The 21,828-nt window shown below is 63.3% G+C and carries 20 protein-coding genes; 3 read left to right on the top strand and 17 right to left on the bottom strand.

The genetic code is table 11. From position 1 onward, the window contains the following. Positions 1-14: 14 nt before the first annotated feature. Positions 15-437, bottom strand: a complete 423-nt coding sequence (locus ACIP02_RS13105; protein WP_004376171.1) for an OsmC family protein — start codon at positions 435-437, stop codon at positions 15-17. Positions 438-628: 191 nt separating this feature from the next. On the opposite strand from ACIP02_RS13105, the gene crp reads away from it, so the two are divergent. Then, positions 629-1,273: a cAMP-activated global transcriptional regulator CRP gene (crp, locus tag ACIP02_RS13100; RefSeq protein ID WP_400617076.1), complete on the top strand. Its 645-nt coding sequence runs from the start codon at positions 629-631 to the stop codon at positions 1,271-1,273. Here the strand turns inward: crp and ACIP02_RS13095 are convergent. The 4 genes from ACIP02_RS13095 to ACIP02_RS13080 all read right to left on the bottom strand — a co-directional run bounded on the left by ACIP02_RS13095 (position 1,270) and on the right by ACIP02_RS13080 (position 4,622). Beyond that, positions 1,270-1,974 (bottom strand): biotin/lipoate A/B protein ligase family protein, encoded by a 705-nt coding sequence (locus ACIP02_RS13095; RefSeq protein WP_400617074.1) that lies wholly within the window; start codon positions 1,972-1,974, stop codon positions 1,270-1,272. The two genes, crp and ACIP02_RS13095, sit on opposite strands and share 4 nt — an antisense overlap. Positions 1,975-2,139: 165 nt before the next feature. Further along, on the bottom strand, positions 2,140-2,973 hold the full coding sequence (gene trpC, locus ACIP02_RS13090; protein ID WP_201202271.1) for an indole-3-glycerol phosphate synthase TrpC: 834 nt from the start codon (positions 2,971-2,973) through the stop codon (positions 2,140-2,142). Continuing rightward, complete coding sequence (gene trpD, locus ACIP02_RS13085) at positions 2,970-4,019, bottom strand: anthranilate phosphoribosyltransferase (RefSeq protein WP_201202273.1); 1,050 nt, start codon at positions 4,017-4,019, stop codon at positions 2,970-2,972. The genes trpC and trpD overlap by 4 nt, the downstream gene beginning before the upstream one ends. Positions 4,020-4,028: 9 nt before the next feature. Further along, positions 4,029-4,622 carry an aminodeoxychorismate/anthranilate synthase component II gene (locus ACIP02_RS13080; protein WP_003259809.1) on the bottom strand — a complete coding sequence of 198 codons (594 nt, stop codon included), beginning with the start codon at positions 4,620-4,622 and terminating at the stop codon, positions 4,029-4,031. Positions 4,623-4,990: 368 nt separating this feature from the next. Here ACIP02_RS13080 and estP point away from each other — a divergent pair, with 368 nt between their 5' ends. Then, positions 4,991-6,871, top strand: coding sequence for an esterase EstP (estP, locus tag ACIP02_RS13075; RefSeq protein WP_400617071.1), 1,881 nt, complete (start codon positions 4,991-4,993; stop codon positions 6,869-6,871). Between the two features lie 146 nt (positions 6,872-7,017). On the opposite strand, the gene trpE is transcribed toward estP, so the two are convergent. The 9 genes from trpE to ACIP02_RS13030 form a co-directional block, all read right to left on the bottom strand. Beyond that, a complete protein-coding gene (gene trpE / locus ACIP02_RS13070) occupies positions 7,018-8,499 on the bottom strand; it encodes an anthranilate synthase component I (protein WP_400617069.1) in 1,482 nt (493 codons plus the stop codon). A 69-nt stretch (positions 8,500-8,568) separates the two neighbouring features. Next, the gene (locus ACIP02_RS13065; protein WP_400617067.1) at positions 8,569-9,387 is read right to left on the bottom strand and encodes a phosphoglycolate phosphatase; all 819 of its coding nucleotides are present in this window, start codon (positions 9,385-9,387) and stop codon (positions 8,569-8,571) included. Next, a complete protein-coding gene (rpe, locus tag ACIP02_RS13060) occupies positions 9,384-10,058 on the bottom strand; it encodes a ribulose-phosphate 3-epimerase (RefSeq protein ID WP_043202780.1) in 675 nt (224 codons plus the stop codon). Before rpe ends, ACIP02_RS13065 begins: the two co-directional genes overlap by 4 nt. 218 nt (positions 10,059-10,276) lie before the next feature. Beyond that, positions 10,277-11,104 (bottom strand): ABC transporter permease, encoded by an 828-nt coding sequence (locus ACIP02_RS13055; protein WP_016715782.1) that lies wholly within the window; start codon positions 11,102-11,104, stop codon positions 10,277-10,279. Between the two features lie 11 nt (positions 11,105-11,115). Beyond that, complete coding sequence (locus ACIP02_RS13050; RefSeq protein WP_400617064.1) at positions 11,116-12,363, bottom strand: ABC transporter permease; 1,248 nt, start codon at positions 12,361-12,363, stop codon at positions 11,116-11,118. A gap of 60 nt (positions 12,364-12,423) precedes the next feature. Then, a complete protein-coding gene (locus tag ACIP02_RS13045) occupies positions 12,424-13,458 on the bottom strand; it encodes an ABC transporter substrate-binding protein (protein WP_400617062.1) in 1,035 nt (344 codons plus the stop codon). A gap of 40 nt (positions 13,459-13,498) precedes the next feature. Next, on the bottom strand, positions 13,499-14,623 hold the full coding sequence (locus ACIP02_RS13040) for an ABC transporter ATP-binding protein (RefSeq protein ID WP_110747263.1): 1,125 nt from the start codon (positions 14,621-14,623) through the stop codon (positions 13,499-13,501). 294 nt (positions 14,624-14,917) lie between these two features. Beyond that, a complete protein-coding gene (locus ACIP02_RS13035) occupies positions 14,918-15,547 on the bottom strand; it encodes a response regulator (RefSeq protein ID WP_400617059.1) in 630 nt (209 codons plus the stop codon). Between the two features lie 10 nt (positions 15,548-15,557). Beyond that, positions 15,558-17,945, bottom strand: a complete 2,388-nt coding sequence (locus ACIP02_RS13030) for a PAS domain S-box protein (protein ID WP_400617056.1) — start codon at positions 17,943-17,945, stop codon at positions 15,558-15,560. A 95-nt stretch (positions 17,946-18,040) separates the two neighbouring features. On the opposite strand from ACIP02_RS13030, the gene ACIP02_RS13025 reads away from it, so the two are divergent. After that, the gene (locus ACIP02_RS13025; protein WP_400617054.1) at positions 18,041-19,039 is read left to right on the top strand and encodes an alpha/beta hydrolase family protein; all 999 of its coding nucleotides are present in this window, start codon (positions 18,041-18,043) and stop codon (positions 19,037-19,039) included. A gap of 204 nt (positions 19,040-19,243) precedes the next feature. On the opposite strand, the gene ACIP02_RS13020 is transcribed toward ACIP02_RS13025, so the two are convergent. From ACIP02_RS13020 to ACIP02_RS13010, 3 genes are read right to left on the bottom strand one after another with little or no spacing between them, the layout of a single operon-like run. Beyond that, a complete protein-coding gene (locus ACIP02_RS13020; RefSeq protein WP_400617052.1) occupies positions 19,244-20,011 on the bottom strand; it encodes a TerB family tellurite resistance protein in 768 nt (255 codons plus the stop codon). A gap of 1 nt (position 20,012) precedes the next feature. After that, complete coding sequence (murU, locus tag ACIP02_RS13015) at positions 20,013-20,684, bottom strand: N-acetylmuramate alpha-1-phosphate uridylyltransferase MurU (protein ID WP_400617050.1); 672 nt, start codon at positions 20,682-20,684, stop codon at positions 20,013-20,015. Then, the gene (locus ACIP02_RS13010; protein ID WP_400617048.1) at positions 20,681-21,700 is read right to left on the bottom strand and encodes an aminoglycoside phosphotransferase family protein; all 1,020 of its coding nucleotides are present in this window, start codon (positions 21,698-21,700) and stop codon (positions 20,681-20,683) included. Before ACIP02_RS13010 ends, murU begins: the two co-directional genes overlap by 4 nt. Positions 21,701-21,828: the final 128 nt, after the last annotated feature.

Genomic DNA, 21,828 nt, shown 5'->3' with positions numbered 1-21,828 from the left:
AAAAAAACCAGGCTTTAACCCAGCTCTACAATTTCATAGCCGTGGGTAATCTCAACCCCGGCACGCTCAAGCATGATCGACGCCGAGCAATACTTTTCCGCCGACAGCTCCACCGCACGCTTGACCTGCGCTTCTTTCAGCCCACGCCCCTTCACCACGAAGTTCATGTGGATCTTGGTAAACACCTTCGGGTCTTCGCTGGCGCGCTCGGCTTCCAGGAACGCCTCACAGCTCTCCACCGCCTGGCGCGACTTCTTCAGGATGCTGACCACGTCAAAGCTGCTGCAGCCACCCAGGCCCAGCAGCAGCATTTCCATCGGGCGCACACCCAGGTTGCGGCCGCCGGCCTCGGGCGGGCCGTCCATCACGACGACATGGCCGCTCCCCGATTCGCCGAGGAACATTGCCTCACCGGCCCACTGGATTCGTGCCTTCATCTACCTGGACTCCTGATTTTCGGAAAAGGGTGTCAGCTTAGACCTTGTGCGGCTGTGGGAAAAGTACGAGAGGTGTTGGTTTAGTGCCGAAACATCCGGTGACGTCTGATAAGCTGGCGCCAAATGACTGGCGCTTGCCGCCAGCCAACCTCTAAAAAAAGCCTATGCCTCGTATCGAACAGGATTTCGTGATGGTTGCCTCCGCCCTACCCGCCAAGATCAAGAACATCGACAAGCTGCTGGTGCATTGCCAGCGCCGCCGCTACACCGCCAAAAGCAACATCATCTGCGCCGGCGACCGGGCCGAGACACTGTCGTTCATCATCAAGGGTTCGGTAACCATCCTCATCGAAGACGACGATGGCCGTGAAATGATCATTGCCTATCTCAACAATGGCGATTTCTTCGGCGAGCTGGGCCTGTTCGAGCCGATCGACGGGGAACAGCAGCGCAGTGCCTGGGTGCGCGCCAAGACGGAGTGCGAAGTAGCTGAAATCAGCTATGAGAAATTTCGCGAACTGGCGCGCCAGGACCCTGACATTCTTTACGCACTGGGCAGCCAGATGGCCCAGCGCCTGCGCAACACCACGCGCAAGGTCGGTGACCTGGCCTTCTTCGACGTAACCGGGCGGGTTGCCCGGTGCCTGCTGGAGTTGTGCAAACAGCCCGACGCCATGACCCATCCCGATGGCATGCAGATCAAGATTACCCGTCAGGAAATCGGCCGTATCGTCGGTTGCTCGCGGGAAATGGTCGGCCGCGTCCTCAAGGATCTTGAAGAGCGCAGCCTGGTACAGGTCAAGGGCAAGACCATGGTGGTCTACGGTACCCGCTAGTCCTTGGGCAGCTCAGCCAATACCTTGGCATAGGCCTGGGACAGGCGCTCGAACCAGGGCGCCGCAGGCGCCACTTCGTGCAAGGCAATGTGCGCATCGGCGCGGCAACGTTGCTCAAGCTCGCAGCACTCGTTGAAACGATTGACTGCTGCCACCATTGAATCTCGCTCGTTATCCAGCAGCAGTGCACCGTGCACCAGAACCACCGGGCGCTTGCTACCCAGGCCTTGACGCCAGCGCTGGGCAGTACCGACCAGCTTGCGACCGTTAAGGTTGACGTTGTAGCGGCCATCGCAGAAGGCACCGTCGATTTCCCCCACCGACGCCACCCCGCCCCACTCGCGCAGTACATCGCACAACGGCAGGCACAGGCGTTCGTAGGCGTTCTCGATACGGCCGTGGTCACCTTCGCTGCGAGGTGCGGCGTAGACCAGCGCAACATTTACAGTGGCATGCGATTGCGGCACCGGCTCACCGCCGGTTTCACGCAGCAGCACTGGCCAACCGGCAATGGCCAGCTCTGCACAGGCGGCTTCAAAGTTGTCCAGCCGGCTCATGCGCCGGGGCATGACCAAGGCATGGTCGGTGGGGCGCCAGAACAGCACGCCACTTTCGCGTTCGCCGCGGCAGACGGCAGCCAGCAGTTCCTGTTCGGCGTGCAGGCCTTGTTCGACGGTCAGGGCCAGGGGTTGATCGGTCATTGATCCACCTTTGATGTTGTTCTAAAGGGCCTATTCGCGGCGGTCCGACGCATCGGTGAGCCCGCTCCTACAACGGTACGCATACCCATGTAGGAGCGGGTTCACCCGCGAATAGGCCATTCCAGGCATACAAAAAAGCCGGCAACAACGCCGGCTTGGTTTTGCTCAGTCCAGTTGCTGAACAGTCTTCTTCACCTGATCCGGGAAGAACAGCCGCTGCAGCTCCAGCCCAGGTTGCTCGGCGCGCATGAACGCCTCACCGACCAAGAACGAGTAAACCTCGTTGATCGCCATCAACTCAACATCGGCCCGGTTCAAGATGCCACTCTCGGTAATCGCCAAGCGATCACGCGGTATGCGCGGCAGCAGGTCAAGGGTGGTTTCCAGGCTGACTTCAAAGGTGTGCAGGTTGCGGTTGTTCACGCCCACCAGCGGCGTATCCAGGGTTTTCAGTGCGCGCTCCAGCTCATCGCCATCGTGCACTTCTACCAGTACATCGAGACCGACGTCCTTGGCAGTGGCGGCCAGTTCGGCCATCTTCACGTCATCCAGCGCTGACACAATCAACAACACGCAGTCCGCACCCAAGGCCCGGGCCTCGACGATCTGGTACGGGTCGACCATGAAGTCCTTGCGGATCACCGGCAGCGAAACCGCCGCGCGAGCCTGTTGCAAGTACTCATCGGCCCCTTGGAAGTAATCCACATCGGTCAGCACCGACAGGCAGGTAGCACCGCCCTTCTCGTAGCTGACGGCGATTTCCGCCGGCACGAAGTCTTCACGGATCACGCCCTTGCTTGGCGAAGCCTTCTTGATTTCGGCAATCACCGCAGGCTGCTTGCGCTTGGCCTGCTCGATCAAGGCATTGGCGAAGCCTCGCGGCGCATCAGCGGCCTTGGCCAGACGCTCCAGCTCAGCAAGGCTGACCCGCGCACTGCGCTCGGCCACTTCCTGGAACTTGCGGGCAATGATCCTTTCCAGCACCGTCGGCACACTCATGCTTCGTTCTCCACCTTGAATACTGCAGTAAAGGCACCCAGTTCCTGCAACTTCTCCCAGGCCAGCCCGGTGTGCAACACGTCGTGTGCCAGCTCCACACCTTGGGCCAGGGTCATAGCATGGTCGGCGGCATACAGTGCCGCGCCCGCGTTGAGCACGATCATTTCCGCAGCCTTCTGGCCGTTTTCGGTCTTGCGCCGGCCCAGCGCATCGCGGATCAGCTCCAGCGACGCCTGCGGATTCTCGACGGCCAGGCCATGCAGGCTCTGGCTTTTCATGCCGAGGTCTTCCGGCTCTACCCAGTATTCAGTGATTTCGTCGTTCTTCAGCTCGGCAACAAAGGTGGGCGCGGCCAGGCTGAACTCGTCCAGGCCGTCCTTCGAGTGCACCACCAGCACATGCTTGCTGCCCAGGCGCTGCAGTACCTCGGCCAGCGGGCGGCACAGGGCCTGGGCGAACACGCCGACCACCTGGTGCTTCACTCCGGCCGGATTCGTAAGCGGGCCGAGCATGTTGAACAAGGTACGCAGGCCCAGGTCGCGACGCGGGCCGGCGGCATGCTTCATGGCCGAATGGTGGCTTTGCGCGAACATGAAGCCGATACCCAGGCTGTCGATGCAACGGGCAACCTGGACCGGCGTCAGGTTCAAGTAGATGCCGGCAGCTTCCAGCAAATCGGCACTGCCGCTCTTGCCCGACACGGCGCGGTTGCCGTGCTTGGCCACGGTGCACCCCGCTGCCGCGAGGACGAACGACGACGCCGTGGAAACGTTGAAGATGTTGGCGCCATCACCGCCGGTACCGACGATATCGACCACGCCATCGAGGCTCTGCAGCTCAACCTTGTCGGCCAGCTCGCGCATCACCGACACCGCACCGACAATTTCATCGATGCTCTCGCTTTTCATGCGCATGCCCATGAGGAAGGCGCCGATCTGCGCCTCGCTGCACTGGCCAGTCATGATCTGGCGCATGACATCCCGCATTTCTTCGGTGGAAAGGTCCAGCTGGCCGACGATACGGCTCAACGCGCTCTTGATATCCATGTGCGATCCTTAGCGGCGGCCGCCGGTCTGCTTGAGGAAATTGGCGAACAGCTCGTGGCCCTGCTCGGTCAGGATCGATTCGGGGTGGAACTGCACCCCCTCGATATTCAGTGTCTTGTGGCGCAGGCCCATGATCTCGTCGACCGAACCGTCAGCATGAGCGGTCCAGGCAGTCACTTCCAGGCACTCAGGCAAGGTTTCGCGCTTGACCACCAGCGAGTGGTAGCGGGTTACCGTAAGCGGGTTGTTGAGGCCGGCGAACACGCCCAGGTCACGGTGGTGGACCGGGCTGGTCTTGCCGTGCATCACCTGGCGGGCACGCACCACGTCACCGCCAAAGGCCTGGCCGATGGACTGATGCCCCAGGCAAACGCCAAGAATCGGCAGCTTGCCGGCGAAATGCAGGATGGCCTCGATGGATACGCCCGCCTCGCTCGGCGTGCATGGGCCTGGAGATACGACGATGCGCTCGGGGTTGAGGGCTTCGATCTGGGCGATGGTCATTTCGTCATTGCGAATGACCTTGACCTCGGCACCCAGCTCGCCGAGGTACTGCACGACGTTGTAAGTGAATGAGTCGTAATTGTCGATCATCAGTAACATCGTATTAAACCTCTTGAATCTACTGACTTCAGGATTCGAACCTTCTTGCTCCGGCCGCAGGCGCAGCTTGGCCTATAAAGGGCGGTAGACAGGAAGGCAAACGGGGGCGGGCCGGACGGGCCGGCAGGGGATAAAGTCAGGCGCGCCAACGCCAACGGGCGTGGGCCTTGATTACGCGCATCAAGAGTTTACTGACGATCAACACAGGATAGGTCTCGCTCATACGTCCCGGCACAGTAGCCTACCGGGGCGGCGGGCGCAATATGCCCGTAAACACGGGGAAACGAATGGACTTGGGAGCGATGCCCCTCGATTTGCTAAGGTCGATCGGGTTGTCTTGATAAAAACAAAGAAAAGGATGTTCCCCGATGCGAAAAGCCCCGTTATTGCGCTTTACCCTAGCCTCCTTGGCATTCGCCTGCAGCCAGGCTTTCGCTGCACCTTCGCCCTACTCCAGCATGATCGTGTTTGGCGACAGCCTCAGCGATGCCGGGCAGTTTGGAGGCGCACGCTTCACCAACCGTGATGCCGATGGCAACTATGCCCCAGTGTCGCCGATGATCCTCGGCGGGCGGCTGGGGGTAGACCCGACAGCCCTTGGCCCTTCCACCTCCCCCATAAACCCGGCGCTGGGGATCCCCGACGGCGACAACTGGGCAGTCGGCGGCTACACCACCCAGCAGATCCTCGATTCGATCACCAGCACGTCCAAAACCGTGATCCCGCCTGGGCGCGAAGGTGCCGGGCTGGTACTGCGAGAAAAGCCCGGCTACCTGGCCAACGGCCTGCGCGCCGATCCCAATGCACTGTACTACCTCACCGGCGGCGGCAACGACTTCCTGCAAGGCCTGGTCAACAGCCCGGCCGACGCGGTGGCTGCCGGTGCCCGCCTGGCCGCCAGCGCCCAGGCCCTGCAACAAGGTGGCGCACGCTACATCATGGTCTGGCTGTTGCCCGATCTCGGCCAGACACCAAACTTCAGCGGCACACCACAACAAAACCCGCTCTCATTGCTATCAGCGGCCTTCAACCAGTCGCTGCTCAGCCAGTTGGGGCAGATAGATGCCGAGATCATCCCGCTGAACATCCCGGTGCTGCTGAGCGAGGCATTGGCCAGCCCCAGCCAGTTCGGCCTGGCCACCGGGCAAAACCTGGTCGGCACTTGCTACAGCGGCGAAGGCTGCGTGGAAAACCCGGTGTACGGCATCAACGGCGCCACGCCCGACCCGACCAAGCTGCTGTTCAACGACTCGGTGCACCCGACCATCGCGGGCCAGCAACTGATCGCCGATTACGGCTACTCGATCCTTTCCGCCCCGTGGGAGCTGACCCTGCTGCCAGAAATGGCCCACGCCAGCCTGCGCGCCCACCAGGATGAATTGCGCAACCAGTGGCAGACACCCTGGCAGGCAGTTGGCCAGTGGCAAGCCTTTGTCGCCAGCGGCGCCCAGGACCTGGACTTCGACGGCCAGCGCAGCGCGGCCAGCGGCGATGGCCGCGGCTACAACCTGACCGTGGGTGGCAGCTACCGCCTGAACGACGCCTGGCGCCTGGGCCTGGCCGGCGGGGTGTACCGGCAGAAGCTGGAAGCCGGCGCACAGGACTCGGACTACAAGCTCGACAGCTACCTGGCCAGCGGCTTCGCCCAGTACCGCCAGGATCGCTGGTGGGCCGATGCGGCACTGACTGCCGGCCACTTGGACTACAACGACCTCAAACGTACCTTCGCCCTTGGCGTGAACGACCGCAGCGAAAAGGGTGACACCAATGGTGAGGCCTGGGCGATGTCCGCGCGGTTGGGCTACAACCTGGCGGCGGACAGCAGTAATTGGCAGTTGGCGCCGTTCATCAGCGCCGACTATGCGCGGGTGAAGGTGGACGGCTATGACGAAAAGAGCGGGCGCTCGACAGCGCTGGGCTTCGATGACCAGCAGCGCACGTCACGACGCTTGGGCGTGGGGCTGCTGGGCAGCGTACAGGTGCTGCCGAGTACCCGGCTGTTTGCCGAGGTGGCGCAGGAGCATGAGTTCGAGGATGACCAGCAGGATGTGACGATGCACCTGACCAGCTTGGCGGCGAATGACTTCACCTTGACTGGCTATACGCCGCATAGCGACCTGACCCGAGCCAGCCTGGGGGTTAGCCATGAGGTGGTGGCGGGGGTGCATTTGCGTGGGAACTACAACTGGCGCAAGAGTGATGAGCTGACGCAGCAGGGGGTTAGCCTGGGGGTTAGTGTGGACTTCTAAGTTGTTGGGGCCGCTTTGCGGCCCTTCGCGGGTAAACCCGCTCCTACATAGACCGCGTAAGGCCGAGGCTTGCGCAATAAGTGTAGGAGCGGGTTCATCGGGGCGCCGAACCGCCGCGAATGGGCTGCGCAGCAGCCCCAAACGGTCTATTTGGCGAAAGTCTGCTCAGCCAACGCCACCGCACGGAACATCGCCCGACGCTTGTTGATGGTTTCTTCCCACTCCAGCGCCGGCACCGAGTCGGCGACAATGCCGCCCCCCGCCTGCACATGCAGCTCGCCATCCTTGATCACTGCAGTGCGGATGGCAATCGCGGTATCCATGTTGCCGTTCCAGGCAAAGTAACCCACGGCACCGCCGTATACCCCACGCTTGACCGGCTCCAGCTCGTCGATGATCTCCATCGCGCGAATCTTCGGCGCACCCGAAAGCGTACCGGCCGGCAAGATCGCCCGCAGTGCATCCATCGCCGTCAGCCCTTCACGCAGTTGGCCGGTGACGTTGGAGACAATGTGCATGACGTTTGAATAACGCTCGATCACCATCTTCTCGGTCAGGCGCACGCTGCCGGTCGAGGACACCCGGCCCACATCGTTGCGCCCCAAGTCGATCAGCATCAGGTGCTCAGCGATCTCTTTATCATCCGACAGCAGGTCGTCTTCCAGCGCGCGGTCGGCCTCTTCGGTCGCACCGCGTGGGCGAGTACCGGCAATCGGGCGCACGGTGACCAGGTTGTCCTCGACACGTACCAGCACCTCGGGCGAGCTGCCGACCACGTGGAAGTCGCCAAAGTTGAAGAAGTACATGTACGGTGTCGGGTTGAAGCAACGCAGTGCACGGTACAGGTCGATGGGCGCGGCCTTGAAGTCGATCGACATGCGCTGCGAAGGCACCACCTGCATGCAGTCGCCCGCCAGGATGTATTCCTTCACGGTATCGACTGCGCGCTCGTAATCTTCCTGGGTAAAGCTTGAGCGGAATGCCGGCTCTGCAGCCATCGGGCCGCTCAGGTCCAGGCCACGGCGCGGTGTGATCGGCTGACGCAGGGTTTCCAGCAGGCCTTGCAGCCGTGCCTGGCCCTGTTCGAACGCCTGCTCTTCAGCCGGGTCGACCAACACGATAGCGTGCATCTTGCCCGCCAGGTTGTCGAACACCACCACCGCATCGGACACCATCAGCAGAATATCCGGCACGCCCAGCGGGTCCGGGTTGGGGCAGGCCCCCAGGCGCTTTTCCACATAACGCACGCAGTCGTAGCCGAAGTAACCGACCAAGCCGCCGTTGAAGCGCGGCAAACCGGGGATATCGGCGACCTTGTAGCGGTCCTTGAAGGTTTCGACGAACGCCAGCGGGTCTTCGACATCATGGCTTTCCACCTCGACGCCATCCTGCAAAATGCTGACGTGGTAGCCGTGCACACGCATCACGGTGCGCGACGGCAGGCCGATCATCGAGTAACGGCCCCACTTCTCGCCGCCCTGCACCGATTCGAGCAAGTACGAGTTGGGTTGGTCAGCCAGTTTCAGGTAGATCGACAGCGGCGTATCGAAGTCGGCCAGGGTTTCACAGGCCAGGGGAATGCGGTTATAGCCGGCAGCAGCCAGGCGCAGGAATTCTTCGCGGTTCATGAGTAGCCTCGTGGCAAGCAGCAATAGGTCAGGCAAACGGACGGGCCGGCACGCGCCGGCAGGCTGAAGTCAGGCGCGCCAACGCCAACGGGCCAGGGCCTTGATGACTTTCATCCAGAATTTGCCAGTAACCGCCACGGTGGACTCTCTGTCTTGTGAGGCTTGAAGGTCCGCCAACGTTATCCCAGTGGCCGGGTCTGCGCAACCGGGCAGCAATGCGCGCAGGTCGTCGATCACCAGGCTGGGGGATTCGTCGTTGATCGGCCGACCATGGTTGTAGCCGTAGGTAAGACCTACGCACTGCACGCCGGCCGCCTTGGCCGCCAGCACATCACTGCGCGAGTCGCCGACGAACAGCGACTGCTGCGGGGTAACGCCGGCCATTTGCATGACAAACAGCAGGGCTGCAGGGTCAGGCTTTTTCTGCGGCAGCGTGTCACCGCCGATGATCCAGCGGAAGTAGCGGCCAATCTTCATCTGGTCCAGCAAGGGGGCGACGAAACGCTCGGGCTTGTTGGTGATCAGCGCCATTTCCACGCCCTGCTTCTGCAGCCAGCGCAGGGTGTCTTTCACACCGGGGTAGACCACGGTGAGCTCATGGCTTTCGGCATAGGCGTCCATGAACAGCGCCAGGCCCTGTTCGGCCAGCGCATCATCCACGGCTTCATGCTCGATGCCGCCGGCCAGGGCACGGCGCACCAGCACCTGGGCGCCGTTGCCAACCCAGTCGCGCACCGCCTCCAGGCCAGCAGGCGGGCGCCCCAGTTCGAGCAGCATGCGGTCCACGGCGGCGGCCAGGTCTGGCACGGAATCGATCAGGGTACCGTCCAGATCGAACATCACCAGCCTGGGCAGCGTCCCCGGGAACAGCTGCTCGAAGCCACTCATGGGCGGGCCTGGGCCAGTTCAGCGCGCATCTTGGCGATCACTTCCTGGTAGTCCGGGGCGTTGAAGATCGCCGAGCCGGCCACGAAGGTGTCGGCGCCAGCGGCAGCGATTTCGCGGATGTTGTTGACGTTGACGCCACCGTCGATTTCCAGGCGGATATCACGGCCGCTGGCGTCGATCAGCGCGCGCGCTTCGCGCAGCTTGTCGAGGGTGCCGGGGATGAACTTTTGCCCGCCGAAGCCTGGGTTGACGCTCATCAGCAGCACCATGTCGACCTTGTCCATCACGTACTTCAGCGCGTCCAGGCTGGTGGCCGGGTTGAACACCAGGCCGGCCTTGCAGCCGCCGTCCTTGATCAGTTGCAGTGAACGGTCGACGTGCTGCGAGGCTTCCGGGTGGAAGGTGATGTAGGTCGCGCCCGCTTCGATGAAGTCGCCGATGATGCGGTCGACCGGGCTTACCATCAGGTGAACGTCGATTGGCGCGGTGACGCCGTACTTGCGCAGGGCGGTGCACACCATCGGGCCGATGGTCAGGTTGGGGACGTAGTGGTTATCCATGACATCGAAGTGGACGATGTCGGCACCCGCGGCCAATACCTTGTCGACATCCTCGCCCAGGCGGGCGAAATCGGCAGAGAGAATGGAGGGGGCAATAGCGTAGGGCTGCATGGCGCACCTGTTGGCAGAATCACGGTGGCGCGCATTGTAACTCAGGGAATGGGATGAGGGCTGATTGGTATCAAAGGGTGTCGACCAGTTGTTATTACCTGTGCCGACCCTTTCGCGGCTAAAGCCGCTCCTACAACGATTTGCGCACGGCATGAATACTGCGCGGTCAATGTAGGAGCGGCTTTAGCCGCGAAGTGGCCAGCACAGCCAACCCACCCTCAGGCCGGCTGCTGGGTTCTCAACTTCTCGCTACGCCCCCGCAACCACTCCAGGGTCAGCAGCAAGATCACCGAGAAGGCAATCAGCAAGGTCGCCGCCGCCGCAATGGTCGGGCTCAGGTTCTCGCGAATACCGCTGAACATCTGCCGTGGCAGGGTCGCCTGCTCCGGCCCGGCGAGGAACAGTGTCACCACCACCTCGTCGAACGAGGTGGCAAAGGCGAACAGCGCCCCGGAAATCACCCCAGGGGCAATCAGCGGCAGGGTCACCCGGCGGAAGGTCAGCAGCGGTGAGGCGCCCAGGCTGGCTGCTGCACGCACCAGGTTGTAGTTGAAGCCCTGCAGCGTTGCCGACACGGTAATGATGACAAACGGCACGCCCAGCACCGCATGCACCAGTATCAGCGAGGTGAAGCTGTTGCCCATGCCCAGCGGGGCAAAGAACAGGTAACTGGCCACGCCGATGATCACCACCGGTACCACCATCGGCGAGATCACCAGCGCCATCACCAGCGACTTGCCAGGGAAATCGCCACGGGTCAGGCCGATGGCCGCCAGGGTGCCAAACACCATGGCCAGCACCGTGGCCGCCGGGGCGACGATGATGCTGTTCTTCAGCGCCCGCATCCACTCGGCCGAGCCGAAGAAGTCCTGGTACCACTGCAGGGAAAAGCCCTGCAGCGGGTACACCAGGAAACTGCCACTGTTGAACGACAGCGGCACGATCACCAGCACCGGCAAGATGAGGAACAGCAGGATCAAGCCGCAAAGAATGCGCAGGCTGTAGAACCAGACCCGCTCCACGGGTGACATGTAAGGGCTCAGCATGACAAGGCTCCTCAGCTCAGGCGCAGGCGGCTGGCGCCGACCAGCCAGCTATAGATCAGGTACAGCAGCACGGTCGCCAGCAGCAACAGCCCGCCCAGCGCGGTGGCCATGCCCCAGTTGATGCTGGTGTTGGTATAGAAGGCCACGAAGTAGCTGACCATCTGGTCGTTCGGGCTGCCCAGCAGTGCCGGGGTGATGTAGTAGCCGATGGCCAGGATGAACACCAGCAGGCAACCGGCGCCAACCCCGGCGTAGGTCTGCGGGAAGTACACCCGCCAGAAGCTGGCGAACGGGTGGCAGCCCAGCGAGATCGCCGCACGCATGTAGCTGGGCGAAATGCCCTTCATCACGCTGTACAGCGGCAGGATCATGAACGGCAGCAGAATGTGCACCATCGAGATGTACACGCCGGTGCGGTTGAACACCAGTTCCAGCGGTTGGTCGATGATGCCCATGGCCATCAATGCGCTGTTGATCAGCCCGCCCGACTGCAGCAATACGATCCACGCCGCCACCCGCACCAGAATCGAGGTCCAGAACGGCAGCAGTACCAGGATCATCAACAGGTTGCTCTGCCGGGTCGGCAAGTTGGCCAGCAGGTAGGCCAGCGGGTAGGCCAGCACCAGGCAGATGGCGGTAATCACCACCCCCATCCACAGGGTACGGGCAAAGATGTCCAGGTAAATGGCCTGGTCCGGGGTGGCCTTGGCCAGCTCGCCAAGGTCATCGATACGGTGGTCTACAGAGGCCAGCAGGTAGAACGAAGTCACCGTACTGGTATTGCGGCGAATCGCCTGCCAGTAGGCCGGGTCGCCCCAGCGCTCGTCGACGGCCTGCAAGGCGTCTTTATAGGAGGCAGGTTCAGCCTTGAACGGCAGGGCCCGAGCTGTCTTGGTCAACAAGCTGCGGTAGCCGGCCAGTTCCATGTTCAAGCGTTTGGAAAGGTCGCCGAGGGTCTGGTTCTTGCGCGATTCGGCCAGGTCCTGGCTCAGCGCCTTGTACACATCCTCGCCCGGCAGGCTCTTGCCATCCCACTGGGTGATGACCTCGACCGTACGCGGCAGGCCGCCGACCACTTCCGGGTTGCCGACGCTCTTGTACAACAGGGCCGCGATCGGCACCAGGAACACCAGCAACAGGAACAGCGCCAGCGGCGCGATCAACGCCTGGGCCTTCCAGCGGTTGACCCGCTCGGCATGCTTGAGGCGCTGCTTGAGACTTGGACCGGCGCCTTCGTTGAGGGGCACTGCAATGGCCATGGCGAACTCCGCGATACGAACTGAAATGGGGGCCGCAAAACGGCCCCTTGCGCTGGTCGTTTACTTCTTCGCCGCCCAGGCGTTGAAGCGTTGCTCCAGCTGCTCGCTGTTGTCGGCCCAGAAGGCCACGTCGATCTGCACCTGGTTGGCGATGTTCTCAGGCGTGGTCGGCATGTCCTTTTTCACTTCATCCGACAGCAGGCTCACGGCCTTGGCGTTGGCCGGACCGTAGGCGATGTTCTCGGAGTAGATCTTCTGCTGCTCGGGTTTGACGCTGTAGGCGATGAACTTCTTCGCCTCTTCGACGTTCTTGGCGCCTTTAGGGATCGCCCAGGCATCAAAGTCGTAGATGCCGCCGTTCCACACCACCTTGAGGTTGCTCTCTTTCTGCACTGCGGCAATACGGCCGTTGTAGGCAGAGCTCATGACCACGTCACCCGAAGCCAGGAACTGCGGCGGCTGTGCGCCGGCTTCCCACCACTGGATGCTGGGCTTGAGTTCATCGAGCTTCTTGAAGGCACGGTCCTGGCCGTCCTTGGTCGCCAGCACTTTGTAGACGTCCTTGGGCGCAACGCCATCGGCCATCAGTGCGAATTCCATGGTGTACTTGGCGCCTTTGCGCAGGCCACGCTTGCCTGGGAACTGCTTGGTGTCCCAGAAATCGGCCCAGCTGGTAGGTGCGGTCTTGAGCTTGTCGGCGTTGTAGGCCATGACCGTGGACCAGACGAAGAAGCCTACGCCGCAAGGCTGAATGGCACCCGGCACGTAGTCGGCCTCGTTGCCAAACAGAGCCGGGTCGAGCTCTTCGAACATGCCCTCATCGCAACCGCGCGCCAGCTCTGGGGACTCAACCTCGACCAGGTTCCACGACACGCTCTTGGTGTCGACCATTGCCTTGACCTTGGCCATTTCGCCGTTGTACTCACCGGCGACAATCTTGCCATTACCCGCCTTCTCCCATGGCTCGTAGAACGCCTTGACCTGAGCAGCCTTGTTGGCGCCGCCGAACGAAATCACGGTGAGGTCTGCGGCCATGGCCTGGCCGGCGGCGAACAGCCCCAGGGCCAGGGCGGTCAGTTTCAACTGCTTGCGCATTATTATTCTCTCCACAGTACAGGGTTGGTGAAGCAATCCATCAATGGGCTTCGGCAATCGGATCGAGCGCGCGGGCGTGCTCCACCTCCCAGCCCAGCGGTACCACATCGCCCACGGCCAGGGCCGGGTCGAGCTCGGCAATCGGCTGTTTCACGAAGAAGTCGCCCTTGCCGCAAACCTCCAGGCGCACCCGCACGTGGTCGCCCAGGTAAATGAATTCGGCCACCCGGCCCGAGAAGCGGTTGACGCAGCTTTCGCTGTGGCCGTTCAGGCGCACACGCTCGGGGCGGATCGACAGGGTGACCGGCTCGCCGGCCTGGCCGACATTCACGGCCAGCGCCTCGACCCGCTCGCCGCGCGGCAACTGCACTTGGCAGCGCTTGCCATCGCTGGCCAGCAGGGTGCCGTTGATGCGGTTGTTCTCGCCGATGAAGTTGGCGACGAAGGTATTGCAGGGCTCTTCGTACAGCGTGCGCGGGTCGGCGATCTGCTGGATTTCGCCCTGGTGGAACACCGCCACGCGGTCGGACATGGTCAGCGCTTCGCCCTGGTCGTGGGTCACGTACACCACGGTCACGCCCAGGCGCTGGTGGATGTGCTTGATTTCCATCTGCATGTGTTCACGCAACTGCTTGTCCAGTGCGCCCAGCGGTTCGTCCATCAGCACCAGCTGCGGCTCGAACACCAATGCCCGGGCCAGCGCTACCCGCTGTTGCTGGCCACCCGACAGCTGGCCCGGGTAGCGCTTGGCGAAGGCATCGAGCTGCACCATGTTCAGTACGCGCTTGACCCGCTCGCTGATGTCGGTCTTGCTCAGGTTACGCACGCTCAGCGGGAAGGCCAGGTTTTCGGCCACGGTCATGTGCGGGAACAGCGCGTAATTCTGGAACACCATGCCGATGTCGCGCTTGTGCGGCGGCACGTTGTTGATCGAGCGCCCGGCCAGCTGGATCTCCCCTGCGGTGGGGGTTTCGAAACCGGCCAGCATCATCAGGCTGGTGGTCTTGCCCGAGCCGGACGGGCCAAGCAGGGTGAGGAATTCGCCCTTGCGGATGTCCAGGTTGAGGTCTTTGACGATCAGCGACTCGCCGTCGTAGCTCTTCTGCACACCACGGAAGCTGACCAGCGTTTCGCTGGTTGCAGCGTTCGACTTCGCCTCGCTCATGCCTGCACCTTCTTGTTGGATGACTGCGTAGGCAAAAGAGTAGAAGAGCCGCAAGCGCCCGAAAATCGGGGGTGCTGAGAGAATGCCATCATCCGGATGGAAGATTTGCTGTAGGGATTGCCCTACAAGGATGGCGGGATTGGGATGCTACTCCTCTGCCCTGCACCGCCCGTTGTAGGAGCGGGTTCACCCGCGAAAGGGCCGGTTCAGGCACTGCACATGGCAGGCCAGGCCCTTTCGCGGGTAAACCCGCTCCTACAACGGGCGGTGTGGCCGCGGGTGGGTATGTCGCAATCAGACCAACTTGTGCTCCATCGCGTACTTCACCAGTTCCGCCAACGAGTTCACTTTCAGCTTCTGCATCAGGCGCGCCTTGTGGGTGCTGATGGTCTTGCTCGACAGCGCCAGCTGCTGGGCGATGTCGTTGACATTGGCGCCCTGGGCCAGGCGCTCGAACACCGAGAATTCCCGCTCTGACAACAGCGTATGCAATGGCCGTGACTCGGTCAGGCCCACTTCGAACACCATGCGGTCGGCCAGCGCCGGGTCGATATAGCGCCCACCGCCGGCCACCCGGCGAATCGCCGTCAGCAGCAACGCCGGGTCACTGTCCTTGGTCGCGTAGCCCGCCGCGCCAGCCTTCAGTGCCCGCGCCGCCATCTGCGCCTCATCGTGCATCGACAGCATCAGGATCGCCGGCGCATCGTGCAGCGCGCGAATCCGCGGGATCGCTTCCAGCCCGCTCACGCCCGGCATCGAGATATCCAGCAGGACCACCTCGCACGGCGTATGGCGCAGGGTTTCGAGCAACTGCTCGCCATTACCGGCCTCCCCTGCCACCTGCATGTCCTTGGCCAGGCCGATCAACTGCTTGATGCCTTCACGGACAATGGTGTGGTCTTCGGCCACCAGCACTCGAATCACGCTTGCTCTCCTACTCCAACGGAATGGCCACGCTCAGGCTGGTGCCTTCGCCCGGTTGACTGTCCAGCGCCATGCTGCCGCCCAGCATCAACACCCGCTCGCGCACCCCCACCAGGCCAAACGAGGTGGGCCGGGTCTGCTCGCGGCAGAAACCCTGGCCATCATCGCTGACCGTCATGCGCAAACGCCCGCCTTCATGCAACAACTCGATTTCCACGCTGTGCGCCTGGGCGTGGCGCATCACGTTGGTCAGCGCTTCCTGCAGGATGCGGAACAAGCCGGTAGCCTTGGCGTCGCTCAATGCTGGCAGATTATCCGGTACTTGCACCAGGCAGGGGATTTGCGTGCGCGCTTCAAAGCGTCGCGCCTGCCACTCGATGGCCGAGGCAATCCCGGCATCAAGAATGGGTGGGCGCAGGGCAGTCGCCACGTCGCGCACCAACTGGAACAGCTGGGCGATCAGGCGCTTCATGCTGGTCAGGCGCTCGTTCAGGCCCGGGTCCAGCTCGGCGAAGGCCAGCTCGCACATCGACACTTCCAGCTTGAGCACGGTCAGCATCTGCCCCAGTTCATCATGCACTTCCCGGGCGATACGGGCTTTTTCTTCCTCGCGCACGCTCTCCAGGTGGGCCGACAGCTCACGCAGCTGCTCCTGGGACCTGGCCAACGCCAACTCGGCCCGCTTGCCCTGGGTGATGTCCCACACTACGCCGTCCCACACCACCTGGCCGTTGCCCAGGCGCCGGGTACTGGCCTTGATGTCGGCCCAGCGCTGTTCGCCCTGGCGGGTGAGGATGCGCCCCTGCCATGACCAGTCCTGATCGCTGGCCAGGGCCAGGTCCTGCACCCGGTGGTAGTCGGCGCGGTCTTCGGGGTGCACCAGGTTGCGCAGGCCCATCTCTGGGTGCTGGATCTCACTGGGCGCATAACCCACCAAGGCTTCGCTACCCTCGCTGATGTAGGGAAACTCCAGGTCGCCCTCGGCCGGGTCGCGCTCCAGGCGAAACACCAGCCCCGGCACGTTTCCGGCAATGCCCTTGAGCCGTGCCTCGCTTTCGCGCAGCGCTGCCAGGGCGCGGTGGCGCTCAGTCACATCGGCCAGGTAGACCACCAGGTACTCGGAGTCGCGAAAGCGCAGAAAGCTCAGCGACAGCTCCACCGGCAGCAGGCTGCGGTCGGCGCGCCGGCACTGGGTTTCGAACTGGCCGACACCCCCCGTCCCGGTACGTGCGCCCTTCCACAGTTCAAGCCAGCGGTCCATGTTCAGGCTTGGCTCGAAGTCGCTGAACGGCCGTTCCAGCAGCTCGCCCTCGGCATAACCGAGCATGCGTTCGGCAGCGTGGTTGGCGTAACGCACATGGCTGTCCCAGTTGACCCAAAGGATACCCACCGTGCTCTGGTCGATCGCGAACTGGCTCAGGCGCAGCGCCTCTTCACCCACCTGGCGCTCCACCAGGCTTTCCCGCGTGGCCAGCAGGCTGCGCTCCAGCTGACGCTGTTGCCGGCGTTGCCACACCAGGGTGGCCAGCGCGCACAACAGCAGCATGCCCAACAGCAAGGCCAGGTTCTGCCAGAAGCCAGGCGACTCGCTCAAACGCGGGTACTTGGGCTGCAACCAACGCTGGTGCAGTTGCTCCAGCTCTTTGGCGGGCAACGCCTGCAAGCCTCGCTCAAGTACGTCGGCCAGCAGCGGCCAGTCGCGCCGCGAACCGATGCGCAGCAGCTGCGGCAGGCCGATATCACCCACCACGGCCAGCTCGCCGAACTCGCTCTCTCGCGACAGGCGACTGAGCTGCGCTTCATCCAGCACCGCGAAACTGGCCTGGCCACCTACCACCAACTGCAAGGCCTCGCGTTCGTTGGGCACGCCCTGCAGGTTGAGGCTGCCATAGTTGCCGCGCAGGTAGTCTGCCAGTTGGCTGGGCATGCGTACGGCTACCCGCTGCTCGGCATCCAGCCCTTCCAGCTCCACGGCCATGGCCCCGGTACGCGGCCCCACCACCAGTTGCGGCACGCGCATGTACGGGTCACTGAACAGCCACAGGCGCAGGCTGGCCGGGGTCTGGGTAAGGCCTGGAGCAAAGTCGACTTCACCGCTCTGCAGGGCATGTTCAAGGCTGGCCTGGTCATTGAAGTTGCGCCAGGTAAGGTCCAGGCGCAGCACCTGGGCCAAGCTGCTCACCAACTCCACGTTGGCCCCGTACAGTTGCTGCAGGCGCCGGTCGAACTGGGCATACGGTGCCTGCAATACCAGGCCGACGCGCAGGCTACGGTGCGTGTCCAGCCATTGCTGCTGGGCAGGCTCCAGCGCAACGGCGGGCGGCGTCTCAGGCCGGGCAATTGCCATCAAGGGCAGCCACAAGCAGCCGATAACCAACAGGCGACGCACTCGCTTCATTTACACGCTCGTCTTGGCAAGGGCGGCCATGCAGCATGGCCGTCACGGGCAAATACTATTAGGCTGCCGGTATCATTCTGGCCTTGGATTGACTCATGTCCACACTTTATCGCACGACGCTGGCAATGTGCTGCCTGGCCTCGATTCTTCCACTCGGTGCCGTGGCCGCCGATGCCGAAAAACCACCTGCTGCCACCGTGGCGCCTGCTGCCGAAGCGCCGCGGCCGCCGCTACTGGAACGCAGCCAGGAAGATGCCCAGGCACTTGAACGGCTGGTCCCCAAGGCCGAGCAGCAAACCCTGCAGGCGGGTGCCGACAGCTTCCTGGCGCTGTGGAAACCTGCCAACGACAGTGATCCGCAAGGGGCGGTGATCATCGTCCCCGGTGCCGGTGAAACGGCCGACTGGCCGAACGCCGTCGGCCCGCTGCGGCAGAAATTCCCCGATGCAGGCTGGCACAGCCTGAGCATCAGCTTGCCCGACCTGCTTGCCGACAGCCCGCAGGCACGGGTCGAGGCCAAGCCCGCTGCCGAGCCGGAAAAGCCCAAGGGTGAAAGCGCGCCGGTCAAGGATGTACCCGCCGACGCCAATGCCAACGTCGCCCAGGCCACTGCGGCCGATGCCGACACGGCTGAGAGCACCGACGCCGAACTGGCCAGCGAACAGAGCGACGCTGCCGATGCCGAGCGCATTTTCGCCCGCCTGGATGCCGCCGTGGCGTTTGCCCAGCAGCACAACGCCCGCAGCATCGTGCTGATTGGCCACGGCAGCGGCGCGTACTGGGCAGCCCGCTACCTGAGCGAAAGGCAACCGCCGCAAGTGCACAAACTGGTGATGGTGGCGGCGCAGACGCCGGCACGGGTGGAGCATGACCTGGAAAGCCTGGCGCCGACCTTGAAGGTGCCGACAGCCGACATCTACTACGCCACCCGCAGTGCTGACCGCAGTGCGGCCGGGTTGCGCCTGCAGGCCAGCAAGCGGCAGAAGGACAGCCAGTATCGGCAGTTGTCGTTGATTGCCATGCCAGGCAACAAGGCGGCCGAGCAGGAGCAGTTGTTCCGCCGGGTGCGGGGGTGGATGAGCCCGCAGAGCTGATCCCACAGGTTCGCGCAAAGGCTGAGGGATACGCCGTACCTGTAGGGCGGCCTTGTGTCGCGATGGGCTGCAAAGCAGCCCCTGGACTTCAGCACGGATGCACCAATTGCCGGGGCCGCTTTGCGGCCCATCGCGACACAAGGCCGCTCCTACAGGTACCGCGCAGACTTCAAGGACTGCGAAGATCCCCCGAGGATGAGGCCATCAAAGGCCCCGCCGCTTGCGGATCATGGCATAGGCCTGGTGCAACTCACGCGTACGCTCGGTTGCCTCACGCACCTGTGCCTCCGTGGCGCCGGTACCCGCCAGTTTGTCCGGGTGATGCCGGCTGACCAACCGGCGATAGGCCTGCTTGACCTTGTCGACCTCGGTGTCCGCCTCGACCGCCAGCAAGCGCAACGCCGCCGCATAGGTCATGGCCGCCCCTTCCGGCCTTACGACCTTGCGCGGCTCGTACTCCAGTGACATGGCCTGCACCTGGCGCCGGCTCATGCCCAGCTTGCTACCCCAGTCCAGCAGCAGTTCACGTTCCTTGTTGCCCATCTTGCCGTCAGCCCAAACCATGCGCCAACAGGCGCGCAAGGTGCCTTCGGCCGCATGCGGTTGCTGGCGGATACGCCGCAGGTGGCCGCCAAGCCGGTCCTTGCCGGCCTTGCCGCGGTTGAACGCATTGATCGCGCGCAACCGTGCCGGCTCGGCCAGGTCCAGGCGTACCATTTCCTGGCGCGCCTGCTGGATATGCTGCTCGGCCACCCGGCCATCGCACTTGGCCAGGCGCCCGAGCATCACGAACAGCAATTCGTCATCGCGCATGGCCGGGCGCCCGCCCAGGCGTTCGCGCATGTCTTCCCAGCCTTCCAGGCGCAAACGGCGGTCAAGGGCCTGCCCGAGCAACACACCTAGCAAGGCGCCCGGAATGCTGGCCACGGCAAAGCCGGCGCCGGCGCCAATCAGTGTGCCTGGCCACCACATGTCAGGCGCGCTCGCCAATCAGGCGCTCGGCCTCGGCCAGGCGCTCGAGCGTGCCGACATCTACCCAGTGCCCACGGTAGTGCTCGCCAGAGACCTTGCCGGCCGCCATGGCCTGTCGCAACAGAGGTGCCAGCTTGAAGGCACCGGCCTGGCAACCTTCGAACAGCGCCGGGTGCAGCACCGAAATACCACTGAAGGTCAGTGTGCCGGGCGCATCATCGCCATCGACTACCTGCTCGCTGTCCAAGCGGAAATCGCCTCGGCCATGATGGCCAGGGTTATCGACCAGCACCAGGTGGGCAAGGACTTGCCGGGGGGCCTTCAGGCGCGCGAAATCGTAGTCGGTCCAGACATCGCCGTTCACCAGCAGGAAGGGCTCATCGCCCAGCAGTGGCAGGGCCTTGAAGATACCGCCGCCGGTTTCCAGCGGCTCGCCCTCCGGCGAGTAGCGGATGCTCAGGCCAAAGCGGCTGCCATCCCCCAGGTAGTCTTCGATCTGCTGGCCGAGCCAGGCATGGTTGATTACCACCTCGGTAATGCCCGCTGCCGCCAGCGCGCGCAGGTGATATTCGATCAGCGGCTGGCCGGCGACCGGGACTAACGGTTTAGGGGTGTGCAGGGTCAGCGGGCGCATGCGCTCGCCTTTACCTGCAGCCAGGATCATTGCCTTCATGCACGCGCTCCGGCCTGCAACTCGGCAATCAGCGCACCCAGCTCCGCCAATTCGGGCCGGCGACCGATCACTTCATCTATATAGGCGAAGAAACGCGGCACGTCGCCCAGGTAGCGCGGCTTGCCGTCGCGGTGGCAGATGCGGGCAAAGATGCCGATCACCTTCAGGTGGCGCTGCACGCCCATCAGGTCGCTGGCGCGCTGGAAGGCCTCGAAATCGGCGTGCACCGGGATGCCGGCAGCCTGCGCCTGCTGCCAGTAGTCGCGCAGCCAGCCTTCTACCTGCGCCTGCGGCCAACTGACGAAGGCGTCCTTGAACAGGCAAGTGATGTCATAGGTGACAGGGCCGTACACCGCATCCTGGAAGTCCAGTACGCCGGGGTTGGGGCTGCTCTGCATCAGGTTGCGCGGCATGTAGTCGCGGTGCACCAGCACCTTGGGCTGGGCCAGGGCGCTGTCGATCAGCAGTTGGCTGGCACGCTGCCAGGTGGCTTTCTGGCTGTCGTTGAGGGCCAGGCCAAGCTCACGCCCCACATACCACTCGGGGAACAGCTCGACCTCGCGCCGCAGCAGGGCGTCGTCATAGCTGGGCAACTGGGCGTCCATTGGCAGGCGCTGGAAGTTCAGCAGCGCTTCGATGGCGTCGGCAAACAGCGCGTCGGCGTTGTCGGCATCAATGATATCAAGGTATGTCTGGTGACCCAGGTCGCCCAGCAGCAGGAAGCCGCGTTCCAGGTCCTGGGCGTGAATCAACGGTACATGCACGCCGGCACTGGCCAGCAGCTGATCAATGGCGACGAACGGTCGGCAGTTCTCCTGCGGCGGGGGTGCATCCATGACCACGAAGCTGTGGCCAGCACCCTGCCAGCGGAAGTACCGGCGGAAGCTGGCATCACTGCTGGCGGCGGTCAGGCTGCCTTCGGGCACTTCGCCCCAGGCGTTGCTGTGGAAAAGATCTTTGAGCTGCTCAGCGAGCCAGACCGTCAGTTGTTGCAGGCGTACATCGTGTTCAGGCATTACAAGGGTCTCCGACGGCCCTAGCCGTCAAGCGGGTCATGCTTTATTATCCAGCATCTTTTTCAGACCATCGAGAGGCGTGCGGCCCCACACGCGGGCAGATGGCACGCAGGAAGCCCGGACTAATA

Origin of the sequence: Pseudomonas sp. NPDC089408 (assembly GCF_044749445.1) — a bacterium.
In the GTDB taxonomy this organism is placed as follows: domain Bacteria; phylum Pseudomonadota; class Gammaproteobacteria; order Pseudomonadales; family Pseudomonadaceae; genus Aquipseudomonas.
The sequence above is the reverse complement of the archived record's forward strand: the minus strand, read 5'-3'. Positions and strand labels throughout refer to the sequence as shown.

What these genes read in the sequence shown, in the direction of transcription:
- ACIP02_RS13105 (WP_004376171.1), bottom strand. Translation starts at nt 437, where the DNA reads ATGAAGGCACGAATCCAGTGGGCCGGTGAGGCAATGTTCCTCGGCGAA.
- crp (WP_400617076.1), top strand. Translation starts at nt 629, where the DNA reads ATGGTTGCCTCCGCCCTACCCGCCAAGATCAAGAACATCGACAAGCTG.
- ACIP02_RS13095 (WP_400617074.1), bottom strand. Translation starts at nt 1,974, where the DNA reads ATGACCGATCAACCCCTGGCCCTGACCGTCGAACAAGGCCTGCACGCC.
- trpC (WP_201202271.1), bottom strand. Translation starts at nt 2,973, where the DNA reads ATGAGTGTGCCGACGGTGCTGGAAAGGATCATTGCCCGCAAGTTCCAG.
- trpD (WP_201202273.1), bottom strand. Translation starts at nt 4,019, where the DNA reads ATGGATATCAAGAGCGCGTTGAGCCGTATCGTCGGCCAGCTGGACCTT.
- ACIP02_RS13080 (WP_003259809.1), bottom strand. Translation starts at nt 4,622, where the DNA reads ATGTTACTGATGATCGACAATTACGACTCATTCACTTACAACGTCGTG.
- estP (WP_400617071.1), top strand. Translation starts at nt 4,991, where the DNA reads ATGCGAAAAGCCCCGTTATTGCGCTTTACCCTAGCCTCCTTGGCATTC.
- trpE (WP_400617069.1), bottom strand. Translation starts at nt 8,499, where the DNA reads ATGAACCGCGAAGAATTCCTGCGCCTGGCTGCTGCCGGCTATAACCGC.
- ACIP02_RS13065 (WP_400617067.1), bottom strand. Translation starts at nt 9,387, where the DNA reads ATGAGTGGCTTCGAGCAGCTGTTCCCGGGGACGCTGCCCAGGCTGGTG.
- rpe (WP_043202780.1), bottom strand. Translation starts at nt 10,058, where the DNA reads ATGCAGCCCTACGCTATTGCCCCCTCCATTCTCTCTGCCGATTTCGCC.
- ACIP02_RS13055 (WP_016715782.1), bottom strand. Translation starts at nt 11,104, where the DNA reads ATGCTGAGCCCTTACATGTCACCCGTGGAGCGGGTCTGGTTCTACAGC.
- ACIP02_RS13050 (WP_400617064.1), bottom strand. Translation starts at nt 12,363, where the DNA reads ATGGCCATTGCAGTGCCCCTCAACGAAGGCGCCGGTCCAAGTCTCAAG.
- ACIP02_RS13045 (WP_400617062.1), bottom strand. Translation starts at nt 13,458, where the DNA reads ATGCGCAAGCAGTTGAAACTGACCGCCCTGGCCCTGGGGCTGTTCGCC.
- ACIP02_RS13040 (WP_110747263.1), bottom strand. Translation starts at nt 14,623, where the DNA reads ATGAGCGAGGCGAAGTCGAACGCTGCAACCAGCGAAACGCTGGTCAGC.
- ACIP02_RS13030 (WP_400617056.1), bottom strand. Translation starts at nt 17,945, where the DNA reads ATGAAGCGAGTGCGTCGCCTGTTGGTTATCGGCTGCTTGTGGCTGCCC.
- ACIP02_RS13025 (WP_400617054.1), top strand. Translation starts at nt 18,041, where the DNA reads ATGTCCACACTTTATCGCACGACGCTGGCAATGTGCTGCCTGGCCTCG.
- ACIP02_RS13020 (WP_400617052.1), bottom strand. Translation starts at nt 20,011, where the DNA reads ATGTGGTGGCCAGGCACACTGATTGGCGCCGGCGCCGGCTTTGCCGTG.
- murU (WP_400617050.1), bottom strand. Translation starts at nt 20,684, where the DNA reads ATGAAGGCAATGATCCTGGCTGCAGGTAAAGGCGAGCGCATGCGCCCG.
- ACIP02_RS13010 (WP_400617048.1), bottom strand. Translation starts at nt 21,700, where the DNA reads ATGCCTGAACACGATGTACGCCTGCAACAACTGACGGTCTGGCTCGCT.